The organism is Pseudomonas sp. WS 5412 (assembly GCF_012985615.1).
In the GTDB taxonomy this organism is placed as follows: Bacteria; Pseudomonadota; Gammaproteobacteria; order Pseudomonadales; family Pseudomonadaceae; genus Aquipseudomonas; species Aquipseudomonas shahriarae.
Map to the genome: position 1 here is coordinate 119,431 of NZ_JAARMB010000001.1, position 21,530 is coordinate 140,960.

Genomic DNA, 21,530 nt, shown 5'->3' on the forward strand with positions numbered 1-21,530 from the left:
GCAACTATTGATGAAGATCCAAGTGTGGGAGCGAGCAAGCCCGCTCCCACATTTAATTGCATTTCAAGTGTGGGAGCGGGGGAGGGTTAGAAGAAGCCCAGTGGGTTGATGTCGTAGCTCACCAGCAGGTTCTTGGTCTGCTGATAGTGATCCAACATCATCTTGTGCGTCTCACGGCCCACACCGGACTTCTTGTAACCACCAAACGCGGCATGCGCCGGGTACAGGTGGTAGCAGTTGGTCCACACACGCCCGGCCTTGATCGCCCGGCCCATGCGGTAGGCGCGGTTGATGTCGCGGGTCCACAAGCCGGCACCCAGGCCAAACTCGGTGTCGTTGGCGATCGCCAGGGCTTCGGCTTCGTCCTTGAAGGTGGTGATGCTCACCACCGGGCCAAAGATTTCTTCCTGGAACACACGCATCTTGTTGGTGCCCTTGAGCAGGGTCGGCTGGATGTAATAGCCGGTTGCCAGGTCGCCGGTCAGTTTCTCCACTTTGCCGCCCGTCAGCAGCTCGGCGCCTTCGCCCTTGGCGATTTCCAGGTACGACAGGATCTTGTCGAACTGTTGCTCGGACGCCTGGGCACCCACCATGGTGTCGGTGTCCAGTGGGTCGCCACGCTTGATCGACTCGACCTTCTTCATCACCACCTTCATGAAGTCGTCGTAGATCGACTCTTCCACCAGGGCGCGGGATGGGCAGGTGCACACTTCGCCCTGGTTGAAGAACGCCAGCACCAGGCCTTCGGCGGCCTTTTCGATAAATTGCGGTTCGGCTTTCATGATGTCGGCGAAGAAGATGTTCGGCGACTTGCCGCCCAGCTCAACGGTGGACGGAATAATGTTTTCGGCCGCGCAATGCATGATGTGCGAACCCACCGGCGTAGAGCCGGTAAAGGCGATCTTGGCGATGCGCTTGCTGGTCGCCAGGGCTTCGCCCGCTTCCTTGCCGAAGCCGTGCACCACGTTCAGCACGCCCGGTGGCAGCAGGTCGCCGATCACTTCCATCAGCACGTTGATGCCCAGCGGGGTCTGCTCGGCAGGCTTGAGTACCACGCAGTTACCGGCGGCCAGTGCTGGCGCGAGTTTCCAGGCGGCCATCAGCAGTGGGAAGTTCCACGGGATGATCTGCCCGACCACACCCAAGGGCTCGTGGAAGTGATAGGCGGCGGTGTGTTCGTTGATCTCGGCGCTGCTGCCTTCCTGGGCACGGATGCAGCCGGCGAAGTAGCGGAAGTGGTCAGCGGCCAGGGGGATATCGGCGTTGAGGGTTTCGCGTACGGCCTTGCCGTTGTCCCAGGTTTCGGTAATGGCCAGCAGTTCGAGGTTCTGTTCGATGCGGTCGGCGATTTTTAGCAGCACCAGCGAGCGGTCCTGGGCCGAGGTCTTGCCCCAGGCATCAGCGGCGGCGTGGGCGGCGTCCAGTGCCTTGTCGATATCTTTGGCAGTGGAGCGTGGGAATTCGGCGATGGGCTTGCCGTTTACCGGCGAAGTATTGGTGAAGTAGTTGCCATCTATCGGGGCCACAAATTCGCCACCGATGTAGTTGCCGTACTTGGCCTTGAACGAAACGATAGCGCCTTCAGTACCGGGGTGTGCATAACGCATGGTGGGTATCTCCTGACTTCTTATGTTTATTGGAGTGCAGCGTGGCTGCGCTTGATAAAGCGTAGAGCAAAGGTCGGGCCAGTGCCTTGCAGGCCAGGTAAATCAAGGCTTTAGGGTTTGTTGCAAGGCGTTGCTGTGACAGCTTTGGGACAGTCGGGGTGACAGTTTGTACCACCGGCGATACAACCTGTGACCCATGGGTCGCCCTGGGATTGCAATGCGCCAAGGCGTGGAGGATGCTGGGCGTCCCGGTCCGCGGTGTGTCCCACGCAACAGGAGAACAATAAGAAGATGCAAAACGATCATTTCAGCCGCCATGCCCGGCAAGTCCTGACGGTCACCCGTGGGCAAGACCCGCTGCACGGTCCCGGCAGCGATCCCTCGATAGCCCGTTCCTGGCTGCGCTGCCTGGAGGACTATCACCTCGACCCGGCACTGACCATTGCCCCCACGGTGCTGGAGCATGATCGCCTGCTGGAAAGCCGCGAGCGCCTGCAGCAGGTGCTGCACATCGCCGGCACTGAAATGAACAATTTGCATCAACAGCTTTCCGGCGCCGGGCACGCGGTGCTGTTGACCGATGCGCGTGGGGTTATCCTCAACTGCGTCACCGCGCCTAGCGAGCGCAAGGTGTTCGAGCATGCCGGCCTATGGCTCGGCGCTGACTGGAGCGAGGCCTGCGAAGGCACCAACGGCATCGGCACCTGCCTGGTGGAGCGCCAGGCCCTGACCATTCATCGCGACGAACACTTTCGCGGGCGCCACACCGGCCTGACCTGTTCCGCCAGCCCGGTATTCGACCCCCATGGCGACCTGCTGGCAGTGTTGGACGTGTCCTCGGCCCGTGAGGCGGTATCGCGTCAGAGCCAGTTCCATACCATGGCGCTGGTCAATCTGTCGGCGAAGATGATCGAGAGCTGCTACTTTCTGCGCCACTTTGAAAACCACTGGTTGCTGCGTTTCCACCTGCAGGCCGAATCCGTGGGCCTGTTCAGCGAAGGGCTGCTGGCGTTCGACGGTGAAGGGCGGATCTGTGCGCTCAACCAAAGCGCTCAGAACCTGCTGGGGCTGCCACGCGGGCGTTTGCTGGGCCTGCCGGTGGAGATGTTTTTCGACTGCCGCCTGGATGACTTGCTCGGCCGCGCCAGTGCCAACGCCAGCGCCAGTTGGCCCCTGCGCACCCGCGATGGGCGCAGCCTGTTCGCGGTGTTGCGCGGCGAGGCCCGGCGGGCGCCCGGCCCACGGGTTCCGGCGCCGGCCAAGGTCGAGCGGCCGCGCGTGCCGGGCATCTGCCTGGGCGATGAGGCGCTGCAGAATGACTTTCGCAAGGCCCTGCGGGTCTTTGAGCGCGACGTGCCGCTGCTGATCAATGGCGAAACCGGCTCCGGCAAGGAGGCATTCGCCAAAGCCGTGCACCATGCCAGCCAGCGTGCCGACAAACCCTTCGTCGCCCTGAACTGCGCGGCCATCCCAGAGAGCCTGATCGAGAGCGAATTGTTCGGTTATCGCGGTGGCAGTTTCACCGGCTCCCGCAAGGAAGGCATGCGCGGCAAGCTGCAACAGGCCGATGGCGGCACCTTGTTCCTCGATGAAATCGGCGACATGCCGCTGGCGTTGCAGACCCGGTTGCTAAGAGTGTTGGAAGACCGGCTGGTGGTGCCCATTGGGGGTGAGCCGCAAGCGGTGGACGTGCGGGTGATCAGCGCGACGCACCGCAACTTGCAGGAACGTGTGTGTGACGCCAGTTTCCGCGAGGACTTGTATTACCGGCTCAATGGCCTGGAAATCGCCTTGCCGCCGTTGCGCGAGCGCAGTGACAAGTCGCAGTTGCTGGACTTTCTCCTGGCGCAGGAAGCGCAGGGGCAGACAATCGTACTTGATGACGATGCGCGTCAGGCACTGTTGGACTTCTCGTGGCCGGGTAACGTGCGACAGATGCGCACGGTGTTGCGTACGTTGGCTGCACTCTGCGAGGGCGCACGGGTCGGGTTGAGCGATTTGCCTGCGATAATTGGCCGGGTGCCTGTCCAGGCGCGAACTGTCGTCAAGCAGCCGTTGGAAGATGCCGAGCGGCTGGCATTGCTGAACATGCTGGAGCAGCAGCGCTGGCATATGACCCTTGCTGCAGAGCAGTTGGGCATTAGCCGCAATACGCTGTACCGCAAGCTGCGCAAGCATGGAATTGCGTTGCGTTCTGCGGGCTGAGCGAGGGTAAAGACCGCTCCTGTGCTTTGACGCCTGTGCTGATCAACTCGCCCTCATGATCTCTGTTCAATGGGCATGGGTGTAATAGGGGTTAATATATTTGTTGTGAAGTTGTGTGTGTTTGCTAGCGTGCTGGTTGCGACTTGGTGGGGTGATTATTTAATGCATTTATTGTTTTTAGGTGTTGGCATGATTCGTTGGTGTGAAAAGTGTTGCGGTTGAAGTGCGATGCTATTGGTTGTAATGGTTAATTTAATTTGTGTGTTGTGTGGAACTGAAGTCTGCCTATCTCATACTCAAGTGGAAAGGATGGTTCATCGTTTATGATGTTTTGACACTAGGGATGAATAAAATTGATAGTAATCACGTCGTTGACGTGTTTTTTACTATATAGGTGGCAATATGAATATTTCAGGTTTTCCTGTTTCGGTTCCGTTGCACGTGAATGATCCCGTGGATGGCTTGCCCCGGCAACAGGCATCAGCCGTTACGAAAAGTGCGTCCTACTTTGATGAAACGGCGCAAACTCCGGACACCCAGGCGTCCAGCGAGGCGAACAGTACGGGTGAAAATTCGGGTGAAGGCGCTGTGCGAGTCAGGCGCGGGTTTGGATCCCCTCGCCTTCCTCGACCGTTTTCCAGCGCAGGATCAAAGGCCCTTAAAGTCCCCTCTAACGGGATCGCCGGTAAATTTGTACAGACAGCGTCAGTAAAGCCCAATGTGGCTCCCCGTCCGACTGCAGGGGCCTCGAACAGCAAGGGGATAGCTAACTTCAGGGACATTGTGTTCAAAACGCAGCACCCTGGCGCCTCACTGCCCGTTGGGCCCAAGCCCGTGGTTGCGCAACCCAAGACATTTGGCGATGTTGCCACCAATCTGATTGCGGCTGATCGCCTGGTCAAGGCCGGTGTGTTTAAAACCGATACACCTTTGAAAACTGTAGCTCGCGATGCTTTTGTGAATGCGTCTGTAAATGGCCTGGTTAGTACTCCGTTGAGTATTGGTACTTATGCCGGATCGGTTTGGAGCGGTGAAACCATCAAGGGTAGCTTTAGCGCCACTACCCCATTATTGCCCCCGGCCCACCAGCCGGCTCCGAGTCAGCAATCCAATGGCGTTACGCCAGCGGCAGGCGGTACAGGAGAGCAAGACGCCACAATGATTAAGTTGCGGTTGGATAATGCCGAGACAAAGTTGCTGTACGCGGTTAACACTATTCAACTGCTGGCTGAGGGAGGGGATGGTGAGGCTCTTACGAAAGATCCGAACTGGCCAACCGAGACAAATGCGCGTATCAAAAAACTTGAGGAGCTGTACAGCGCAGCAGAGAAAAATATGGAGCTGACGGCTGCGGAAAACGGTTTTATTTTCAAGCCTTATAAAGAAGAATCAGTGGTCGAGCCTAAAACTGTTACCAGTCGCCTGGATGTACTTGATAAAAGGAACGAGACAATCAATAACTTCATTGCAAGGATGGTTGCCATTCGGGAAGTGGAAACAAAAGGCAAGAAAGAGATAGTTTGATAGTAGTCTGTCTGCTTTTGGTTCGGTGGTTTGAGTTCGGTTGTATGTTTTACTAAGTAGCAGCTGTCAGGCCCGGTATTTTGCGGGAGTTCTTAAATGCCGGGCTTGATTCCAGTGTACTGAATTGCAAAAAAGAGTAGAAAATTCCCTGGACTGTTTATCAGTGAGCGCCACGCTCAGTGGCGGAAAAGATCGCACGCTAATCGCTAAAAGAGTGCGAATTTTCCCACCCTACGCTAACCTGCCTCGATGTTTTACGAGGTCGACTATGCACATTCATATTCTCGGTATTTGCGGCACCTTCATGGGCTCAATGGCGGTCCTGGCCAAAGAGCTGGGGCATCACGTCACCGGCTCCGATGCCAATGTCTATCCGCCCATGAGCACGCAGTTGCAGGCCCAGGGCATTGAGCTGACCCAGGGTTACGACCCGGCGCAATTCGATCCGGTCCCGGACCTGGTGGTGATCGGCAATGCCATGTCCCGTGGCAACCCTGCCGTGGAGTACGTGCTGAACAAAGGCCTGCCCTATGTGTCCGGCCCGCAATGGCTGGCCGATCACGTGCTGCAGGGCCGTTGGGTGCTGGCGGTAGCCGGTACCCATGGCAAGACCACCACCAGCAGCATGCTGGCCTGGGTGTTGGAACATGCGGGCATGAGCCCCGGCTTCCTGATCGGCGGCGTGCCACAGAATTTCTCGGTGTCGGCGCGTTTGGGCGATACACCGTTTTTTGTGATCGAGGCCGATGAATACGACAGCGCCTTCTTCGACAAACGCTCCAAGTTCGTTCACTACCGCCCGCGCACGGCGATTTTGAACAACCTGGAGTTCGATCATGCGGACATCTTCCCTGATCTGCCGGCCATCGAGCGGCAATTCCACCATCTGGTACGCACCATTCCCAGCGAAGGCCTGGTGATTCACCCCACCACCGAGCCGGCTTTGCAGCGCGTGATCGAGATGGGCTGCTGGACGCCGGTACAAACCACTGGCGCCGGCGGGCAGTGGCAGGTCAAGTTGTTGAGCGAGGATGGCAGCCAATTCGAAGTGCTGTTTGAGGGCGAGGCCCAAGGCATCGTCGATTGGGACATGACCGGCCAGCATAACGTCGCCAACGCCCTGGTGACCCTGGCTGCAGCCCGGCATGTCGGCGTGGTACCGGCCATGGGCATTGCCGCGCTGAGCGCGTTCAAGAGCGTCAAGCGGCGTATGGAAAAGGTCGCCGAAGTGAACGGGATTACCATCTACGACGACTTCGCCCACCACCCCACGGCGATCGCCACCACCCTCGACGGCCTGCGCAAGCGCGTTGGCGATGCGCCGGTGATTGCGATTATCGAGCCGCGGTCCAACTCCATGAAGCTGGGCGCGCACCGTGATGGCCTGCCGGAAAGCGTCAACGATGCCGACCAGGTGGTGTGGTACGCGCCAGCCAACCTGGGTTGGGACCTGGCAGCCGTGGCCAGGCTTTGCACGGTGCCGTCGATTGTCAGCGACTCCCTGGAAGGCATCATCGAACGGGTCAAAAGCCAGGCCAAGCCCGGTACCCACGTGGTGATCATGAGCAATGGCGGCTTTGGCGGCCTGCACGGCAAACTCGCCGAGGCGCTGCAATGAGCGGGCCGGAGCGCATCACGCTGGCGATGACCGGCGCCTCCGGCGCGCCCTATGGCTTGCGTTTGCTCGATTGCCTGGTGCGCGAAGACCGCGAGGTGCATTTCCTGATTTCCAAGGCCGCGCAATTGGTGATGGCCACCGAGACTGATGTTTCGCTGCCGCCCAAGGTGCAGATGATGCAGGCCTTCCTGACCGAATACACCGGTGCGGCGGCGGGGCAGATCAAGGTCTATGGCAAGGAAGACTGGATGTCGCCCGTGGCCTCCGGCTCCGGTGCGCCGGCGGCAATGGTGGTGGTGCCGTGTTCCACCGGCACCCTGTCGGCGATCGCCACCGGTGCTTGCAACAATCTGATCGAGCGCGCGGCGGACGTGACCTTGAAGGAGCGCCGCCAGTTGATCCTGGTGCCGCGCGAGGCGCCGTATTCAAGCATTCACCTGGAGCACATGCTCAAACTGTCGAATATGGGCGTGACCATCCTGCCGGCGTCGCCGGGCTTTTATCACCAGCCGCAGACCATTGATGACCTGGTGGATTTCGTGGTGGCACGGATTCTCAACTTGCTGAACATCCCCCAGGACATGTTGCCGCGCTGGGGTGAGCATCATTTGAGCAGCGATGAATAAAGCCCTGCTGGTCTTGCTGGCCCTGCAACTGGCAGGCTGCGCCACCGTACGCACCCTGGATGCGGCGAAACCCGGTGCGCCAGTGGTGTATGCGGGCACGCGCCTGGATCTGTATGCGCTGCAGGGTGGTTGCTGTGCCATGGACCGTTTTGGCGCCGAAGCGCCGAGCTACCCGGGCCTCGACCTGCCGGCCAGCGCGCTGCTCGACACGCTGCTGTTGCCGCTGTCGGCGTTGACGGTATTGGGGGTTGGGTTTAATGCGACGGGTGGGTTGTAGCCTGTAGCGATGGTTGTGGTCTGGGCGGGCCCCATCGCAGGCAAGCCAGCTCCCCCATTTGATCGGTGAATGCATTCATGTGGGAGCCGGGCTTGCCCGCGATGAGGCCCGCCCGGTCACCGCAGATTCACTTGCCGAGCTTACGCAACTCATCCGACTCGACAATCCGCACCCCGTCCTGCTCCTCCAGTGCCAGGCGCCACATGGCCCGGGCCAGCTCACACACTTCGATGCCACGATACTTGCCGGGAATCAGCCGCGACAACGGCCCTGCGAGTTTCTCCGCCAGGCGTGTCTCCAGGCGCTCGCCCAGTAGCAGCGAGGGCCGCACGATGGTCAGTTGCGGCCAACCCTGAGCCTGCAAGGCCTGCTCCATCTCACCCTTGACCCGGTTATAGAACACCGAGGATTTGGGGTCGGCGCCTATCGCGCTGATCACGATCAGGTGTCGTGCGCCCATCTCCCGGGCGCGCTTGCCGAACGCCACCACCAGGTCCAGGTCTACGGCGCGGAACGCCTGCTCGGAACCTGCCTGCTTAAGCGTGGTGCCCAGGCAGCAGAAGGCCAGGTCGACCCGGCCGCTCAGTTGTGGCAGCAATGTGCTGGGGTCGCCGACCGGGTTTTCCAGGTGCGGATGTTCGGCCAGTGGCCGGCGGCTGGGCGCCAATACGCGGGTGACGGTAGGCTCGTTGAGCAGGCGGTCCAGCAGATGTTCCCCGGTCAAGCCCGAGGCTCCGGCAAGCAATATATGCTGAGGCGTCAAGTACATAGTGTTTCCCCCCTTGATACAGTTTCAGCTTAGTTGCTCTTTGCTTCCTTGCTATTGATAGAGACGCTTTCCAGCGCCTTTCGTGCCTGCTGTTTACGTAATTGTTGCCAACGGGCGATCACGCTCTTGGGGGCCCAGATCTGTGGTTCGGAGGCTTCGAAGTTGTCCGCTATTTCCCGTTCGGTCACATGCCGTTGGGCCAGCTTGAAGGCGTGCTGCAAATCGTCGGTCTGGGTCAGGGCCTGGGCGAACAGGGCGTCGCCAAAGTAGGTGAAGTCGGCTTCTTCCGAGCAGCCAAACGACACGCGGTCGGCGCGGGAGGCGGTCATGATCAGGGTGTGTTCATCCTTGAGCGCCGGGATGAAACCGCCGGAGTAGCAGGCGGAGATCACGATGACCTTGTCGCGGTTTTTCAGCGGCGCCATCACCGCCGCCAGTTCGTCGCTCGGCAGGTCGGCCAGCTCCATGCGCGGTTGGTCGAGCACCAGTTGGTGTTCGTGGGTGCCGTGGCTGGTCAGGTAGATAAACACCAGGTCTTCAGGCCCGGTGCGCTCGGCCAGGGTCTGCACTGCGCGGCGCAGGCTTTCGCGGGTCGCCATCGGGCGGTCGGCGATATGGTCGCGGTGGTTGACCAGGCGGATCTGCCCGCGGGCGCCGAAGCGGCTGCTCAGTAGGTTGCTGACGTAGTCGGCCTCGCGCAGGAATACGCTTTGCTTGCCGTCACCGGCCACCACCAGGCTGTACAGCTCGACAGCCGGGGTGGATGCCGGCACGGCGGCGAGGGCGTCGTCGAGCAAGCGGCCCTGGGCCAGTACCCCGACTTCCAGGGTGTCGGGCAACAGCTTGCCATCGGCATCGCGTACGCGCAGGCCGTTGGCCCAGGTCCCGGCTTGCACCGTGCCATCGGTGAGTACCAGGGTGCCTTGGCCGTGATAGCTGTCGTTGTCGAAGCCGCCGATGTAGAAGCTGCCATCGCTGAGGTTCAGGCGCCCCTCACCGGTAAAGCGCCAGTCGCTGAAGTACCCGATGTAATGGCTGCCGTCCACGCCGGTCAGCTCACCCTTGCCGCTCAGGGCGCCTTCGCGGAACTCGCCGGTCCACACGTCGCCGTCGGCGTTTTCGTAACGACCCTTGCCGTTGAGTTGGTTCTGCTTGAAGTGGCCGACGTACATGTCGCCTTCGGCGCTGTTGAAGGTACCGTTGCCTTCCAGTTGGCCATTGACGAAGCGTCCGCTGAACTGGTTGCCGCTGTCGTCGTTGCGCTGGCCTTCGCCGTTGGGCTTGCCGTGGGCAAACTGGCCCTGGTACTGGCTGCCGTCGGGCAGTTCCAGGCGGCCGAGGCCGGAGTATTGGTCGTCTTTGAATTCGCCGCGATAGGTCATTTGCCCCTCTTTGAGGGTGCCTTCGCCGTTGCGCCGGCCTTGCTTGAAGCCGCCAACGTAGGTGTTGGCCGCCGTGGTCAGGGTGCCCTGGCCATCGAACAGGCCCTGCTGGAACTGGCCTTTATAGACCTCGCCATTGCTGCCATGCCATTCGCCCTGGCCGTGCCATTGGCCTTTGTCGAATTGCCCGGCGTACCAACTGCCGTTGGGGTAGTCCACCCGGCCCTGGCCTTGCAGCAGCCCATCGACTACATCCCCGCGATAACGCCCACCGTCCGGCAGCCGGGCATCGGGCGGCAACAGGGATTCGCCGTCGCCGCAAGCGGTGAGCAACAAGGCGAGAGCAAGGGGGACGAGTGGGCGCATAGCGGGATCCGGGTAATTGAGCGCCGAGTATGCCGCAGCGGGGGAAGCTATACCTAGTGGTCTGTGTGCGAATAAGGGCTTGTCGGCGATGGCGCGGCTGCTGGCGCTATCGCCGGCAGGCCGGCTCCTACAGGTGTGTCAGACGAAGCACAGTGACAGCGACTCGGCGATGTAGGCCGGTTTTTCCTGGCCGTCGATTTCCAGGGTGCAGGTGGCCTTGAGCAGCCACTGGCCAGGCTTTTTCTCGGTGGCGTCGGTGAGGGTCACCGCCAGGCGTACCTTGGAGTTGACTTTCACCGGCTGGATAAAGCGCACGCTGTCCAGGCCGTAGTTGACCGCCATCTTCAAACCCTCGGGCATGATCAGGATGTCTTCGATCAATTTGGGGATCAGCGACAGCGACAGAAAGCCATGGGCGATGGTGCTGCCAAACGGAGTCTGGGCGGCTTTTACCGGGTCGACGTGGATGAACTGAAAATCGCCGGTCGCTTCCGCGAACAGGTTGATACGCTCCTGGTCGATGGTGAGCCATGCGGAACGTCCCAGTTCCTTGCCGACATATTCATTGAGTTGCGCTACAGGTACAAAGGGCATTGCGACTCTCCTTGGTTCATCTATCTCTCCCTGGCGGCACGGGCACGCTGGCGCCGGCAGGGGGTTGTTGTTTTAGGTGGTTTGCAGAGAACCAATGTAGATCATCATGGGCAAATGGCCCGGTCAACCCACCATGCTTTTGGCGAATGCCTGTTCATAGGAGCGGCGTGCTTATAATGCCCACGGGCTTTTGGGGGAGAAAAACCCATGTTGTTACGCGGTTTGACATGGCTGGTGTTGTTTCAATTGCTGGGCACGGCAATCAATCACTTGTTCCTGCCGGTTTTGCCGGGGCCGATTGTCGGCCTGCTGTTGCTGCTGGTGTATCTGGTGTGGCGCGGCGAGGTCGGTGAGCCACTGAGCCTGGCGGCCGGCAGCCTGTTGCGTTACCTGCCGTTGCTGCTGGTGCCGCCGGCAGTGGGGGTGATGGTGTATGCCAAGGACATTGCCGCCGACTTCTGGGCCATCGTCGGGGCGCTGGTGTTGTCGCTGGTGATTGCCATGGCCTTTGTCGGCGTGCTCATGCAAAAGCTGGTCAAGCGCCAGGCACAGCGGGAGGAGGGGCAATGACCTTCGATTGGCAGGGCGCGTGGGCTGCGGTGATCCACCATCCCTTGTTTGGCATCGGCATTACCCTGGGCGCCTATCAACTGGTACTGGCGGGGTTCGAGAAAACCCGCTGGATCTTCCTGCAACCGGTGCTGGTCTCGATGTTGCTGGTGATCGGCGTGTTGCTGGGGTGCGGCCTGACCTATGTCGAATACCGCAAAAGTACCGAGATCATGAGCATCCTGCTGGGCCCGGCCACCGTGGCACTGGCGGTGCCGCTGTACCTGAACCTGCGACGGATTCGCCAGTTGTTCTGGCCGATTTTTACTACGCTGGTGGTGGGGGGCGTGTTTGCCACTGGCCTGTGCATTTGGCTGGGTTGGTGGTTTGGCGCCGAACACATGGTGCTGATGACCATGGCACCCAAGTCGGTGACCTCGCCCATCGCCATGCTGGTGGCCGAGCAGATCGGCGGCGTTGCGGCACTGGCGGCGGTGTTCGTGCTGATCACCGGGGTCATCGGGGCAATGATCGGGCCGGCCTTTCTGTCGTACCTGGGCGTGCACACTCCGGAGGCGCGGGGCATGGCCCTGGGCATGACCGCCCACGCGGTCGGCACCTCGGTGGCCTTGCAGGAAAGCGAGGAGTGCGGCGCCTTTGCGGCATTGGCGATGAGTTTGATGGGCGTGGCCACGGCAGTATTCCTGCCATTGGCCGTGTCTTTGGCGATTTAAGTCGGGTTTAAGGAACGCTTTATGAGTCTGGCGTTGTTCCCTCTCAATACTGTGCTGTTTCCAGGCTGCACCCTCGACCTGCAGCTGTTCGAGGCGCGCTACCTGGACATGATCAGTCGCTGTATGAAAAAGGGCGAAGGCTTTGGTGTGGTGTGCATCCTCGATGGCCAGGAAGTCGGCCTCGCGCCGGACGGCTATGCATTGATGGGGTGCGAAGCGCTGATTCGGGATTTCAAGCAGCAGGACAATGGCCTGCTGGGGATCCGTGTCGAGGGTGGGCGCAGGTTTCGGGTGCGGGAGGCGCAGGTCCAGCGCGATCAACTACTGGTCGCCGATGTCGAGTGGCTGCAAGAGCAGCCCGAGCGCCCGTTGGATGAGGAAGACGCCGACCTGTTGGCCCTGCTGCAGGCACTGGCCGAGCATCCGATGGTCGCCTCACTGGATATGGGGGCCGACGTGCACGGGCAGCAGGAACTGGGCAACCGCCTGGCCTACCTGTTGCCGTTTACCGACGCCGACAAGATCGAGCTGTTGCAGCTCGACGATCCGGTGCTGCGCCTGGATGCGATTCAGGTGCTGCTGGATGAATTGCAGGGCGAGCTGTTCGCTTGAGTGTCGTTATCTCGGAATAATCCATGACCGCTTCGGATTTTTCATCGTTGCCGCGTGCCCATCGCCTGAAATAGTGGAGGCTCCGCCACCACTATCAGGGAATGAACATGATTCGATTATCGCCATCGGAGCAACTGGTCTGGGACGCATTTTTTGTCAGCGTAACCGCGCAAGTGATTCAGCAGGCCCGCGATCGCGGCCCCGAATACATTGCCGAGCGGGCTGCCGAAATTGCCGATGAAATGTTGCTGGAGCGCCGGGAACGCTGCGCCGAACGGCGTCACGCTCCCGTGGACTGGGTCGGCCCGGCCTAGCTCAGTAAGCGTAGCGCAGCAGGGCATGGGAGGTGCCGGTCAGGGCAAAGAACCCCAGGACCGCCACGCAACCCGGCACGATCAACCACCACACCTTCGGCGCCATGGGCGGCAGCAGGCTGTGGCGCTGGCTCAAGGTCAGGCTGAAGGCGCAGACCGTCATGGCCAGCAAGGTGCCGGCGAGGATATCGCTCGGCCAGTGGGCCCCCAGATATACCCGCGACAACGCAATGGCAGCGGCCGGAATGGCGCCCAATAGCAGCCATGCCAGGCGCATGCGGGTCGGTTGGCCGCGACCGGCCAGCACTGCCAGCGCGAGGAAGAACGCAAACGAGCCAGAGGCGTGACCGCTGGGCATGCTGAAGCTGGTCAGCGGGTCGACGAGGATTTCTGGCCGGCCGCGGGCAAAGAACAGCTTGCTCCCGGTGTTGATCAGCGCGGCCCCGAGCAGGGTGGCACCGACGAAAATCGCCTGGCGCCATTGTCGCGCCAGCAGCAGCAGGCCGGTCAGCACCGCGCTGGCGACGAACATCTTCTTGAACTCGCCCAACTGGGTGGTCATCACCATGATCCGGTCCATCGCCGGGCCTCGGTGTTCCTGGACCAGGGCCATCAAACCCTGGTCAAAATGGTTCAGGTACGGATAACCGATAAACATCGCGATCAACAACGCCAGGCTGGCGCAGCCCATCCACAACGTGGCCCGGCGATGGCCGCGCAGGGTGCTGTTGAGGGCGATGCCGAACAACACGGCCAGGCACGCGGCAACCACCCCGGCCTCGGGCCAGAACCCTTCGGGCAGCGGCAACCGAAACGCCGCGCCGGCGGCCCAGCCCGGCAACAGATAGGCGATTGACCAGCCGGTGGCGGCCAGCACGCTGACGGCGGCAAAGCGCGGGAACGGCATATCACACATCCCGGCGACCATGGGCAGCATGGGGCGCAATGGGCCGATGAAGCGTCCTACCAGCAAGCTGACGATGCCGTACTTCTGGAAGTAGGCCTCGGCCCCGTCCATCCACTCGGGATGATGGCGCAGACCGGGCAAGCGCCGGATGTTCTGGTGGAAATGCCGGCCCAGGTAGTAGGAAATCCCGTCGCCCAAAAGCCCGCCGAGCAAGCCCAGCAGCAGGGTTTCACTCAGGGACAGCGCGCCGCTGCCGGCCAGTGCGGCAATCGCAAACAGCAGCACCGTGCCTGGCACGATAATCCCGGCGATGGCCAGGCATTCCACAAAGGCGACGATAAACACCGCCGCGGCCAGCCATTGCGGGTTAAGGGTCAGCCAGCCAGTAATGCCATCGAGCCATGGGCCCATACAATCCTCTCCATCAGTGGTGATGTCCCTCTATAGGGGCGAGCTTGTGTGGGAGCGGGCTTGCTCGCGATGCAGGCGACTCGGTATGACTGACAGACCGAGGTGATGCTATCGCGAGCAAGCCCGCTCCCCCATAAGCCCATTCCTGCAGGGCATATTTCAAATCAAAACGTAATCGCGGCCTTCGACCTGGCCGCGTCGCAACGGGTTCCGTGTGCAATAGGGCGCATAGCCGCCATCGACAAAGCGATACATCAGGTGTTCATCGCGCCCGCCGGGAATGCCCAGGCGGGTGGTCTGGATAATCTGCGTGGGGGCCAGGCCCACATCCTCGACGTACAGCCGCTCCTGGTCGAAGCGCTTGGCGTCCCACATTGGCACCTTTAAACCCAGGGCCTTGCACAGCAGGGTTTGCCCGGCGCAAAGCTTCTGGGCCGGGCGCGGACGGCTGCTGACGTCGGGGTTGTTGAGGAGCATTTGCGCCAGGCTGGCAGGCCCTGATACCTCATCCACCCAGGGGTAGGCCGACTTGATCAGCACGGCATTGCCTGGCCCCTGGGCACTGAAGTTCAGGGAGTCACCGCCACGGGCGTAGTACATATAGATGTGGCCGCCATCCAGAAACAAAGCCTTACGCTTTTCTGTGTAGCCGAGGGACGCATGGCTGCCTTTTTCGGCCAAATAATAGGCTTCGGTTTCAATAATTCGCGCCGACAGCCACAACTCGCCGACCCGATGGCGGATGACTTTGCCCAGCAAATCTTTCGCGAGCGTTTGCGCGTCGCGGTCGAAAAAGCCATCAGGCAGGGGGTTGGCGGGGAGCTTTGGGTGAGAACTGGACATGACGATGGACGGTTGCGCAGGCCAAATGTGACAGGATGATATCAACTTCAGCCTTAATCACCGCTGAACGTCGAGTTTTTACAGTTCATTTCGACCATCCGCCCCTCACCGCTGTCCGTAGGACGGCGCGACAGCTATAATCTGCCGCTTTCCTCTTTGCCAAGATCCCACCAGACCATGACTGAGTCCGTTCTTGACTACATGACCCGCCTGGGTCGCTCTGCCCGTCAGGCCTCGCGGTTGATCGCCCGTGCGAGCACCGCGCAGAAGAACCGTGCCCTGCTGGCAGCCGCCGATGCTCTGGATGCCTCGCGCTCCGAGTTGACCGCTGCCAACGAGCTGGACCTGGCCAACGGCCGGGCCAATGGTCTGGAGCCGGCATTGCTGGATCGCCTGGCGCTGACGCCGGCCCGTATCGACGACATGATCGAAGGCTTGCGCCAGGTGGCCAAGCTGCCGGACCCCATCGGTGAGATCCGCGACATGCGCTACCTGCCGTCAGGTATCCAGGTTGGCAAGATGCGCGTGCCCCTGGGCGTGATCGGCATCATCTATGAGTCGCGGCCCAATGTGACCATCGACGCCGCGAGCCTGTGCCTGAAGTCCGGCAACGCCACCATCCTGCGCGGCGGCTCCGAAGCGATCCATTCCAACCGCGCCATCGCCGCCTGCATCCAGCAAGGCCTGGCCGTGGCCGAGTTGCCGGCTGAAGTGGTGCAAGTGGTGGAAACCACCGACCGCGCCGCCGTCGGGGCGCTGATCACCATGCCGGAGTTTGTCGACGTAATTGTTCCACGCGGCGGCAAGGGCCTGATCGAACGTGTCAGCCGCGATGCCAAGGTGCCAGTTATCAAGCACCTGGATGGTGTCTGCCATGTGTTTATCGACGTGGCGGCCGATCTCGACAAGGCGATCCGCATTGCCGATAACGCCAAGACCCACCGCTACGCGCCGTGCAACACCATGGAAACCCTGTTGGTCCACGCCGGCATTGCCGAGCGCGTGTTGCCGCCGCTGGCTGCAATCTACCGTGACAAAGGCGTGGAGTTGCGGGGTTGCGAGCGTACCCGGGCATTGCTGGGCAGCGACGTGATCGAAGCCACCGAGCAGGACTGGTACACCGAATACACGGCGCCGATCCTGTCGATTCGTATCGTCGATGACCTGGACCAGGCCATCGAGCACATCAATACCTACGGCTCCAAGCATACCGACGCCATTGTTTCCGAGCATTTCAGCGATGCCCGGCGTTTCCTCACCGAAGTAGACTCTGCTTCGGTGATGATCAACGCCTCGACGCGTTTTGCCGACGGCTTCGAGTACGGCCTGGGGGCGGAGATCGGGATTTCCACGGACAAGCTGCATGCCCGTGGCCCGGTGGGCCTGGAAGGCCTGACCAGCGAGAAGTACGTGGTCTTTGGCGATGGTCATGTGCGCACTTGATGGGTAAACGCATCGGGCTGCTCGGCGGTACCTTCGACCCCGTGCACATCGGCCATTTGCGCAGTGCCCTGGAAGTGGCGGATACCCTCGGGCTGCAAGAGCTGCGGCTGATCCCCAATGCCAGGCCGCCGCACCGGGACACACCGCAGGTCAGCGCGCAGGAGCGCCTGGCGATGGTGCAGTGTGCGGTGGCCGGGATTGCCCCGTTGGTGGTGGACGACCGCGAGCTCAAACGCGATAAACCGTCCTACACTATCGACACCCTGGAACAGACGCGGGCCGAGTTGGCCGCCGATGACCAGTTGTTTCTGCTTTTGGGCTGGGACGCATTTTGCGGACTGCCCACTTGGCATCGCTGGGAAGAGTTGCTCCAGCATTGCCACATCCTGGTTTTGCAACGCCCGGATGCCGACAGCGAACCGCCGGATGCCTTGCGCAACCTGCTGGCAGCGCGGTCGGTAAGTGACCCACAGGCCCTGACCGGGCCGAGCGGGAATATTGCATTCGTCTGGCAGACCCCGCTTGCGGTGTCCGCCACCCAGATCCGTCAACTGCTGGCCAGCGGTAAGTCGGTACGTTTCCTGGTGCCTGACGCGGTCCTGGCCTACATCGATGCGCACGGGCTTTACCGTGCGTCGAACTGAAAAGGCGCGCTTGAAGGCACGAATAGTCGTGTATTGAAGCGCCCGAACTAATGAGCAAAACGAGTTTTATATGACGAACAAAGACGTAAGCAAAGTTAAGCGCAAAGGCACGTTCAAGAGCGCACCGTTGCCAGTGGAAGCCCTGCTGGTCCCGGCCCCTGAAGGCGAAGCGCTGGTCGCGCTGGCCGTAGCCGCCCTGGAAGACGTGAAGGCCCAGGACATCCAGGTCCTGGACGTGCGCGACAAGCAAAGCATCACCGACTTCATGATCATCGCCACCGGTACCTCCAACCGCCAGATCGGCGCGATGCTGGACAAGGTTCGCGAAGCCGTCAAAGCCCAGGGCGTCAAGCCACTGGGTGAAGAAGGCAAGGGCGATAGCGACTGGGTGCTGGCTGACCTGGACACCGTGATCGTACACATGATGACCAGCAACGCTCGCCAGTTCTACGACCTGGAGCGTCTGTGGAAAGGCGCCGAGCAGAGCCGTGCTGCCGATGGCAAGCACCACAGCCCTGAAGTCGGTCACGCGCACTTCGACAAGCTCAACAAAGACCAGGAATAAGGAACGGCTGTGCGCCTGCGTCTGATCGCTGTCGGTTCACGCATGCCCAAGTGGGTGGAAGAAGGCTGGCATGAATATGCCAAGCGTCTGCCATCCGAACTTGCGCTGGAACTGGTGGAAATACCCCTCAACACCCGGGGCAAGAACGCCGATGTGGCGCGCTTTATCCGTCAGGAAGGCGAGGCGATGCTGGCCAAGGTCGGTGCCAACGAGCGCATCGTCACCCTTGAGGTGCACGGCAAACCCTGGAGCACCGAGCAGTTGGCGGTGGAACTGGATCGCTGGCGCCTGGATTCGCGCACGGTCAACTTCATGGTCGGCGGCCCCGAGGGGCTGGCGCCGGAAGTCTGTGCACGGGCCGATCAGCGCTGGTCGCTGTCGCCCCTGACGTTGCCCCATCCGCTGGTGCGGATTCTGATTGGTGAACAGCTGTATCGCGCCTGGACAGTCCTGTCCGGGCACCCTTACCACAAATAGTCTGCGCCCTGCCTGATGACCCAGCCGATCCGCATCAAGGACCACGAGAAAGACGCACGTCTTGTACGCGCGCGCGTGATCTTTGGCGCGATCGCGGTGGTGGCGTTGATGTGCGTGTTGATCGCCCGTCTGTATTACCTGCAGGTGATCCAGTACGAGTATCACTCCACGTTGTCGGAAAACAACCGGGTGCATGTGCAGCCGATCCCGCCAACCCGTGGCCTGATTTTCGACCGCAATGGCGTGGTGATTGCCGATAACCGGCCCAGTTTCAGCCTGAGCATGACCCGCGAACGGTCCGGTGACTGGCAGCAGATCCTTGATGTGATTGTCGAGGTGCTGCAACTGACGCCGGAAGACCGGGCGATCTTCGAGAAGCGCATGAAGCAGGGGCGGCGCCCGTTTGAACCGGTGCCGATCCTGTTTGAACTGACTGAAGAGCAGATCGCCAGGATCGCCGTGAACCAGTTCCGCCTGCCGGGGGTGGAGGTGGTGGCGCAACTGGTGCGGCATTACCCGCAGGGGGCGCACTTTGCCCACTCGGTCGGTTATATGGGGCGGATCAACGAAAAAGAGCTGAAAACCCTCGATCCGGTCAATTACAGCGGCACCCACCATATCGGCAAGACCGGTATCGAGCGCTTCTACGAGCCGGAGCTGCACGGCCAGGTGGGTTACGAGGAAGTCGAGACCAACGCCCGTGGCCGGGTGCTGCGGGTGCTCAAGCGCACCGACCCGATTCCCGGCAAGGACATTGTCCTGAGCCTGGATATCAAGCTGCAGGAAGCCGCGGAAATGGCCCTCGGCGGGCGTCGTGGTGCGGTGGTCGCGCTGGACCCGAACACCGGCGAGGTCCTGGCCATGGTCAGCCAGCCGAGTTTCGACCCCAACCTGTTTGTCACCGGGATCAGCTTCAAGGCCTATGCCGAGTTGCGTGATTCCATCGACCGGCCGTTGTTCAACCGGGTGCTGCGCGGTCTGTATCCACCGGGTTCGACCATCAAGCCGGCGGTGGCGATTGCCGGCCTGGATGCCGGTGTCGTTACCGCCTCCAGCCGGGTCTACGATCCGGGTTACTACATGTTGCCCAACTACGATCACAAATACCGTAACTGGAACCGTACCGGCGACGGCTATGTGGACCTGGATACGGCGATCATGCGTTCCAACGACACCTACTTCTATGACCTGGCCCACAAGCTGGGGATTGATCGTTTATCGACCTACATGGGCAAGTTCGGCCTCGGTCAGAAAGTGTCCCTGGATATGTTTGAAGAATCCCCAGGCCTGATGCCGTCCCGCGAGTGGAAGCGCGCCACCCGGCGCCAGGCCTGGTTCCCCGGTGAGACGCTGATCCTGGGAATCGGCCAGGGCTATATGCAGGCCACGCCCTTGCAACTGGCCCAGGCCACGGCGCTGGTGGCCAGCAAAGGCAAGTGGATTCGTCCGCACCTGGCCAAGACCATCGAGGGTGAACAGCCGGTGGATGAAAACCCGATCCCCGACATCGTCCTGCGCGACCCGTCCGACTGGGCCAAGGTCAACCACGGCATGCAACAAGTGATGCACGGCGCGCGAGGCACGGCGCGCAAGGCGGCCATTGGCGCGCAGTATCGGATTGCCGGCAAGAGCGGGACCGCCCAGGTGGTCGCAATCAAGCAGGGCGAGAAATACGACCGCTCCAAAGTCCAGGAACGCCATCGCGACCACGCCTTGTTCGTCGGTTTCGCCCCGGCCGACAACCCGAAAATCACCGTGGCGGTGATGGTCGAGAACGGCGAGTCCGGTTCCGGCGTGGCCGCCCCGGTGGTGCGCCAGATCATGGACGCCTGGTTGCTGGACCAGGACGGCAAGCTCAAGCCTGAGTTTGCCAACCCTTCAAGCGCGGAGGCTACGGCCCGTGAAGAGTAATTTCGACCGCATTCTCTCCAGTGAGGATGTGATGCGCCGCCGCGCCACCTTGTTGCAGCGCATGCACATTGATGGCCCGTTGCTGATCCTGCTGCTGACCCTGGCAGCCGGTAGCCTGTTCGTGCTGTATTCGGCCAGTGGCAAGAACTGGGACCTGCTGATCAAGCAGGCGTCCTCGTTTGGCCTGGGCCTGTTGTCGATGGTGGTTATCGCCCAGCTGGAGCCGCGCTTCATGGCGCGCTGGGTGCCGCTGGGGTATGTCGCCGGGGTGCTGCTGCTGGTAGTGGTGGACGTCATGGGTCACAACGCCATGGGCGCCACCCGTTGGATCAATATCCCGGGGGTGATTCGCTTCCAACCGTCGGAATTCATGAAGATCCTCATGCCGGCCACCATCGCCTGGTACCTCGCCAAGCGCACCTTGCCGCCGCAGCTCAAGCATGTGGGGATCAGCCTGATCCTGATCGGCATTCCGTTCATTCTGATCGTGCGCCAGCCGGACCTCGGCACCGGCCTGCTGATTCTTGCCGGCGGTGCATTCGTGTTGTTCATGGGCGGTCTGCGCTGGCGCTGGATCGTCAGTGTGCTGGTGGCGGCCGTGCCGGTGGCTGTCGCCATGTGGTTCTTCTTCATGCACGACTATCAGAAGCAGCGAGTCCTGACCTTCCTCGACCCCGAGAGCGATCCGCTGGGCACCGGCTGGAACATCATCCAGTCCAAGGCGGCCATCGGTTCCGGCGGCGTGTTTGGCAAGGGTTGGTTGCTGGGCACCCAGTCGCACCTGGACTTCCTGCCGGAAAGCCACACTGACTTTATTATCGCGGTGATGGGCGAGGAGTTCGGCCTGGTGGGCATCTGCGCACTGTTGCTGATCTACTTGCTGTTGATCGGGCGTGGCCTGGTGATTACCGCGCAAGCGCAGACGTTGTTCGGCAAATTGCTTGCCGGCGCGCTGACAATGACTTTTTTTGTTTACGTTTTCGTCAACATCGGTATGGTCAGTGGCCTGCTGCCGGTGGTTGGGGTGCCGTTGCCGTTCATTAGCTACGGCGGAACTTCGTTGGTGACATTACTGTCAGCGTTTGGGGTCTTGATGTCGATCCATACCCATCGCAAGTGGATCGCACAGGTTTGAATAAGGTGAAGATGTCA

Annotated in this window: 21 protein-coding genes; 15 read left to right on the forward strand and 6 right to left on the reverse strand. The window is 61.2% G+C overall.

The window, feature by feature from the left end; genetic code table 11:
• Positions 1–86: 86 nt before the first annotated feature.
• On the reverse strand, positions 87–1,607 hold the full coding sequence (locus tag HBR94_RS00615; protein WP_057438993.1) for an aldehyde dehydrogenase family protein: 1,521 nt from the start codon (positions 1,605–1,607) through the stop codon (positions 87–89).
• 291 nt (positions 1,608–1,898) lie between these two features.
• Here HBR94_RS00615 and HBR94_RS00620 point away from each other — a divergent pair, with 291 nt between their 5' ends.
• From HBR94_RS00620 to HBR94_RS00640, 5 genes are all read left to right on the forward strand, one after another.
• Complete coding sequence (locus HBR94_RS00620; protein WP_169959816.1) at positions 1,899–3,812, forward strand: sigma-54-dependent Fis family transcriptional regulator; 1,914 nt, start codon at positions 1,899–1,901, stop codon at positions 3,810–3,812.
• 402 nt (positions 3,813–4,214) lie between these two features.
• Positions 4,215–5,336, forward strand: a complete 1,122-nt coding sequence (locus tag HBR94_RS00625) for a hypothetical protein (RefSeq protein WP_169959815.1) — start codon at positions 4,215–4,217, stop codon at positions 5,334–5,336.
• 268 nt (positions 5,337–5,604) lie between these two features.
• The gene (gene mpl, locus HBR94_RS00630; RefSeq protein WP_057960713.1) at positions 5,605–6,954 is read left to right on the forward strand and encodes a UDP-N-acetylmuramate:L-alanyl-gamma-D-glutamyl-meso-diaminopimelate ligase; all 1,350 of its coding nucleotides are present in this window, start codon (positions 5,605–5,607) and stop codon (positions 6,952–6,954) included.
• Positions 6,951–7,580: a flavin prenyltransferase UbiX gene (gene ubiX, locus HBR94_RS00635; RefSeq protein ID WP_038443595.1), complete on the forward strand. Its 630-nt coding sequence runs from the start codon at positions 6,951–6,953 to the stop codon at positions 7,578–7,580. Before mpl ends, ubiX begins: the two co-directional genes overlap by 4 nt.
• Positions 7,573–7,857 (forward strand): YceK/YidQ family lipoprotein, encoded by a 285-nt coding sequence (locus HBR94_RS00640; protein WP_170044008.1) that lies wholly within the window; start codon positions 7,573–7,575, stop codon positions 7,855–7,857. The genes ubiX and HBR94_RS00640 overlap by 8 nt, the downstream gene beginning before the upstream one ends.
• Before the next feature lie 127 nt (positions 7,858–7,984).
• On the opposite strand, the gene HBR94_RS00645 is transcribed toward HBR94_RS00640, so the two are convergent.
• From HBR94_RS00645 to HBR94_RS00655, 3 genes are all read right to left on the reverse strand, one after another.
• Positions 7,985–8,626 carry an oxidoreductase gene (locus HBR94_RS00645; RefSeq protein WP_115129084.1) on the reverse strand — a complete coding sequence of 214 codons (642 nt, stop codon included), beginning with the start codon at positions 8,624–8,626 and terminating at the stop codon, positions 7,985–7,987.
• Positions 8,627–8,655: 29 nt separating this feature from the next.
• Complete coding sequence (locus HBR94_RS00650) at positions 8,656–10,374, reverse strand: C13 family peptidase (protein ID WP_115129083.1); 1,719 nt, start codon at positions 10,372–10,374, stop codon at positions 8,656–8,658.
• Positions 10,375–10,512: 138 nt separating this feature from the next.
• Positions 10,513–10,968, reverse strand: coding sequence for a MaoC family dehydratase (locus HBR94_RS00655; protein ID WP_029292272.1), 456 nt, complete (start codon positions 10,966–10,968; stop codon positions 10,513–10,515).
• 207 nt (positions 10,969–11,175) lie between these two features.
• Here HBR94_RS00655 and HBR94_RS00660 point away from each other — a divergent pair, with 207 nt between their 5' ends.
• From HBR94_RS00660 to HBR94_RS00675, 4 genes are all read left to right on the forward strand, one after another.
• Positions 11,176–11,538, forward strand: a complete 363-nt coding sequence (locus HBR94_RS00660) for a CidA/LrgA family protein (RefSeq protein ID WP_170044009.1) — start codon at positions 11,176–11,178, stop codon at positions 11,536–11,538.
• The gene (locus HBR94_RS00665; protein ID WP_057439000.1) at positions 11,535–12,251 is read left to right on the forward strand and encodes an LrgB family protein; all 717 of its coding nucleotides are present in this window, start codon (positions 11,535–11,537) and stop codon (positions 12,249–12,251) included. Before HBR94_RS00660 ends, HBR94_RS00665 begins: the two co-directional genes overlap by 4 nt.
• 21 nt (positions 12,252–12,272) lie before the next feature.
• A complete protein-coding gene (locus HBR94_RS00670) occupies positions 12,273–12,863 on the forward strand; it encodes an LON peptidase substrate-binding domain-containing protein (protein ID WP_057439001.1) in 591 nt (196 codons plus the stop codon).
• Positions 12,864–12,970: 107 nt separating this feature from the next.
• The gene (locus HBR94_RS00675; protein ID WP_057439037.1) at positions 12,971–13,177 is read left to right on the forward strand and encodes a hypothetical protein; all 207 of its coding nucleotides are present in this window, start codon (positions 12,971–12,973) and stop codon (positions 13,175–13,177) included.
• Position 13,178: 1 nt separating this feature from the next.
• Here HBR94_RS00675 and HBR94_RS00680 read toward each other — a convergent pair whose 3' ends face one another.
• On the reverse strand, positions 13,179–14,495 hold the full coding sequence (locus HBR94_RS00680) for a bifunctional DedA family/phosphatase PAP2 family protein (protein WP_057960708.1): 1,317 nt from the start codon (positions 14,493–14,495) through the stop codon (positions 13,179–13,181).
• A 159-nt stretch (positions 14,496–14,654) separates the two neighbouring features.
• On the reverse strand, positions 14,655–15,338 hold the full coding sequence (locus HBR94_RS00685) for a DNA-3-methyladenine glycosylase (protein ID WP_170044010.1): 684 nt from the start codon (positions 15,336–15,338) through the stop codon (positions 14,655–14,657).
• 177 nt (positions 15,339–15,515) lie between these two features.
• Here HBR94_RS00685 and HBR94_RS00690 point away from each other — a divergent pair, with 177 nt between their 5' ends.
• From HBR94_RS00690 to rodA, 6 genes are all read left to right on the forward strand, one after another.
• On the forward strand, positions 15,516–16,781 hold the full coding sequence (locus tag HBR94_RS00690) for a glutamate-5-semialdehyde dehydrogenase (RefSeq protein WP_170044011.1): 1,266 nt from the start codon (positions 15,516–15,518) through the stop codon (positions 16,779–16,781).
• Entirely contained in the window at positions 16,781–17,425 is a 645-nt protein-coding gene (gene nadD / locus HBR94_RS00695) for a nicotinate-nucleotide adenylyltransferase (RefSeq protein WP_057439003.1), read from the forward strand. Before HBR94_RS00690 ends, nadD begins: the two co-directional genes overlap by 1 nt.
• Positions 17,426–17,495: 70 nt before the next feature.
• Positions 17,496–17,990, forward strand: a complete 495-nt coding sequence (gene rsfS, locus HBR94_RS00700; protein WP_032861691.1) for a ribosome silencing factor — start codon at positions 17,496–17,498, stop codon at positions 17,988–17,990.
• A 9-nt stretch (positions 17,991–17,999) separates the two neighbouring features.
• Positions 18,000–18,467 carry a 23S rRNA (pseudouridine(1915)-N(3))-methyltransferase RlmH gene (gene rlmH, locus HBR94_RS00705; RefSeq protein WP_029292262.1) on the forward strand — a complete coding sequence of 156 codons (468 nt, stop codon included), beginning with the start codon at positions 18,000–18,002 and terminating at the stop codon, positions 18,465–18,467.
• A 15-nt stretch (positions 18,468–18,482) separates the two neighbouring features.
• The gene (gene mrdA, locus HBR94_RS00710; protein ID WP_115129078.1) at positions 18,483–20,378 is read left to right on the forward strand and encodes a penicillin-binding protein 2; all 1,896 of its coding nucleotides are present in this window, start codon (positions 18,483–18,485) and stop codon (positions 20,376–20,378) included.
• Between the two features lie 31 nt (positions 20,379–20,409).
• A complete protein-coding gene (gene rodA, locus HBR94_RS00715) occupies positions 20,410–21,513 on the forward strand; it encodes a rod shape-determining protein RodA (RefSeq protein WP_050492738.1) in 1,104 nt (367 codons plus the stop codon).
• The last annotated feature ends 17 nt before the right edge of the window (positions 21,514–21,530 follow it).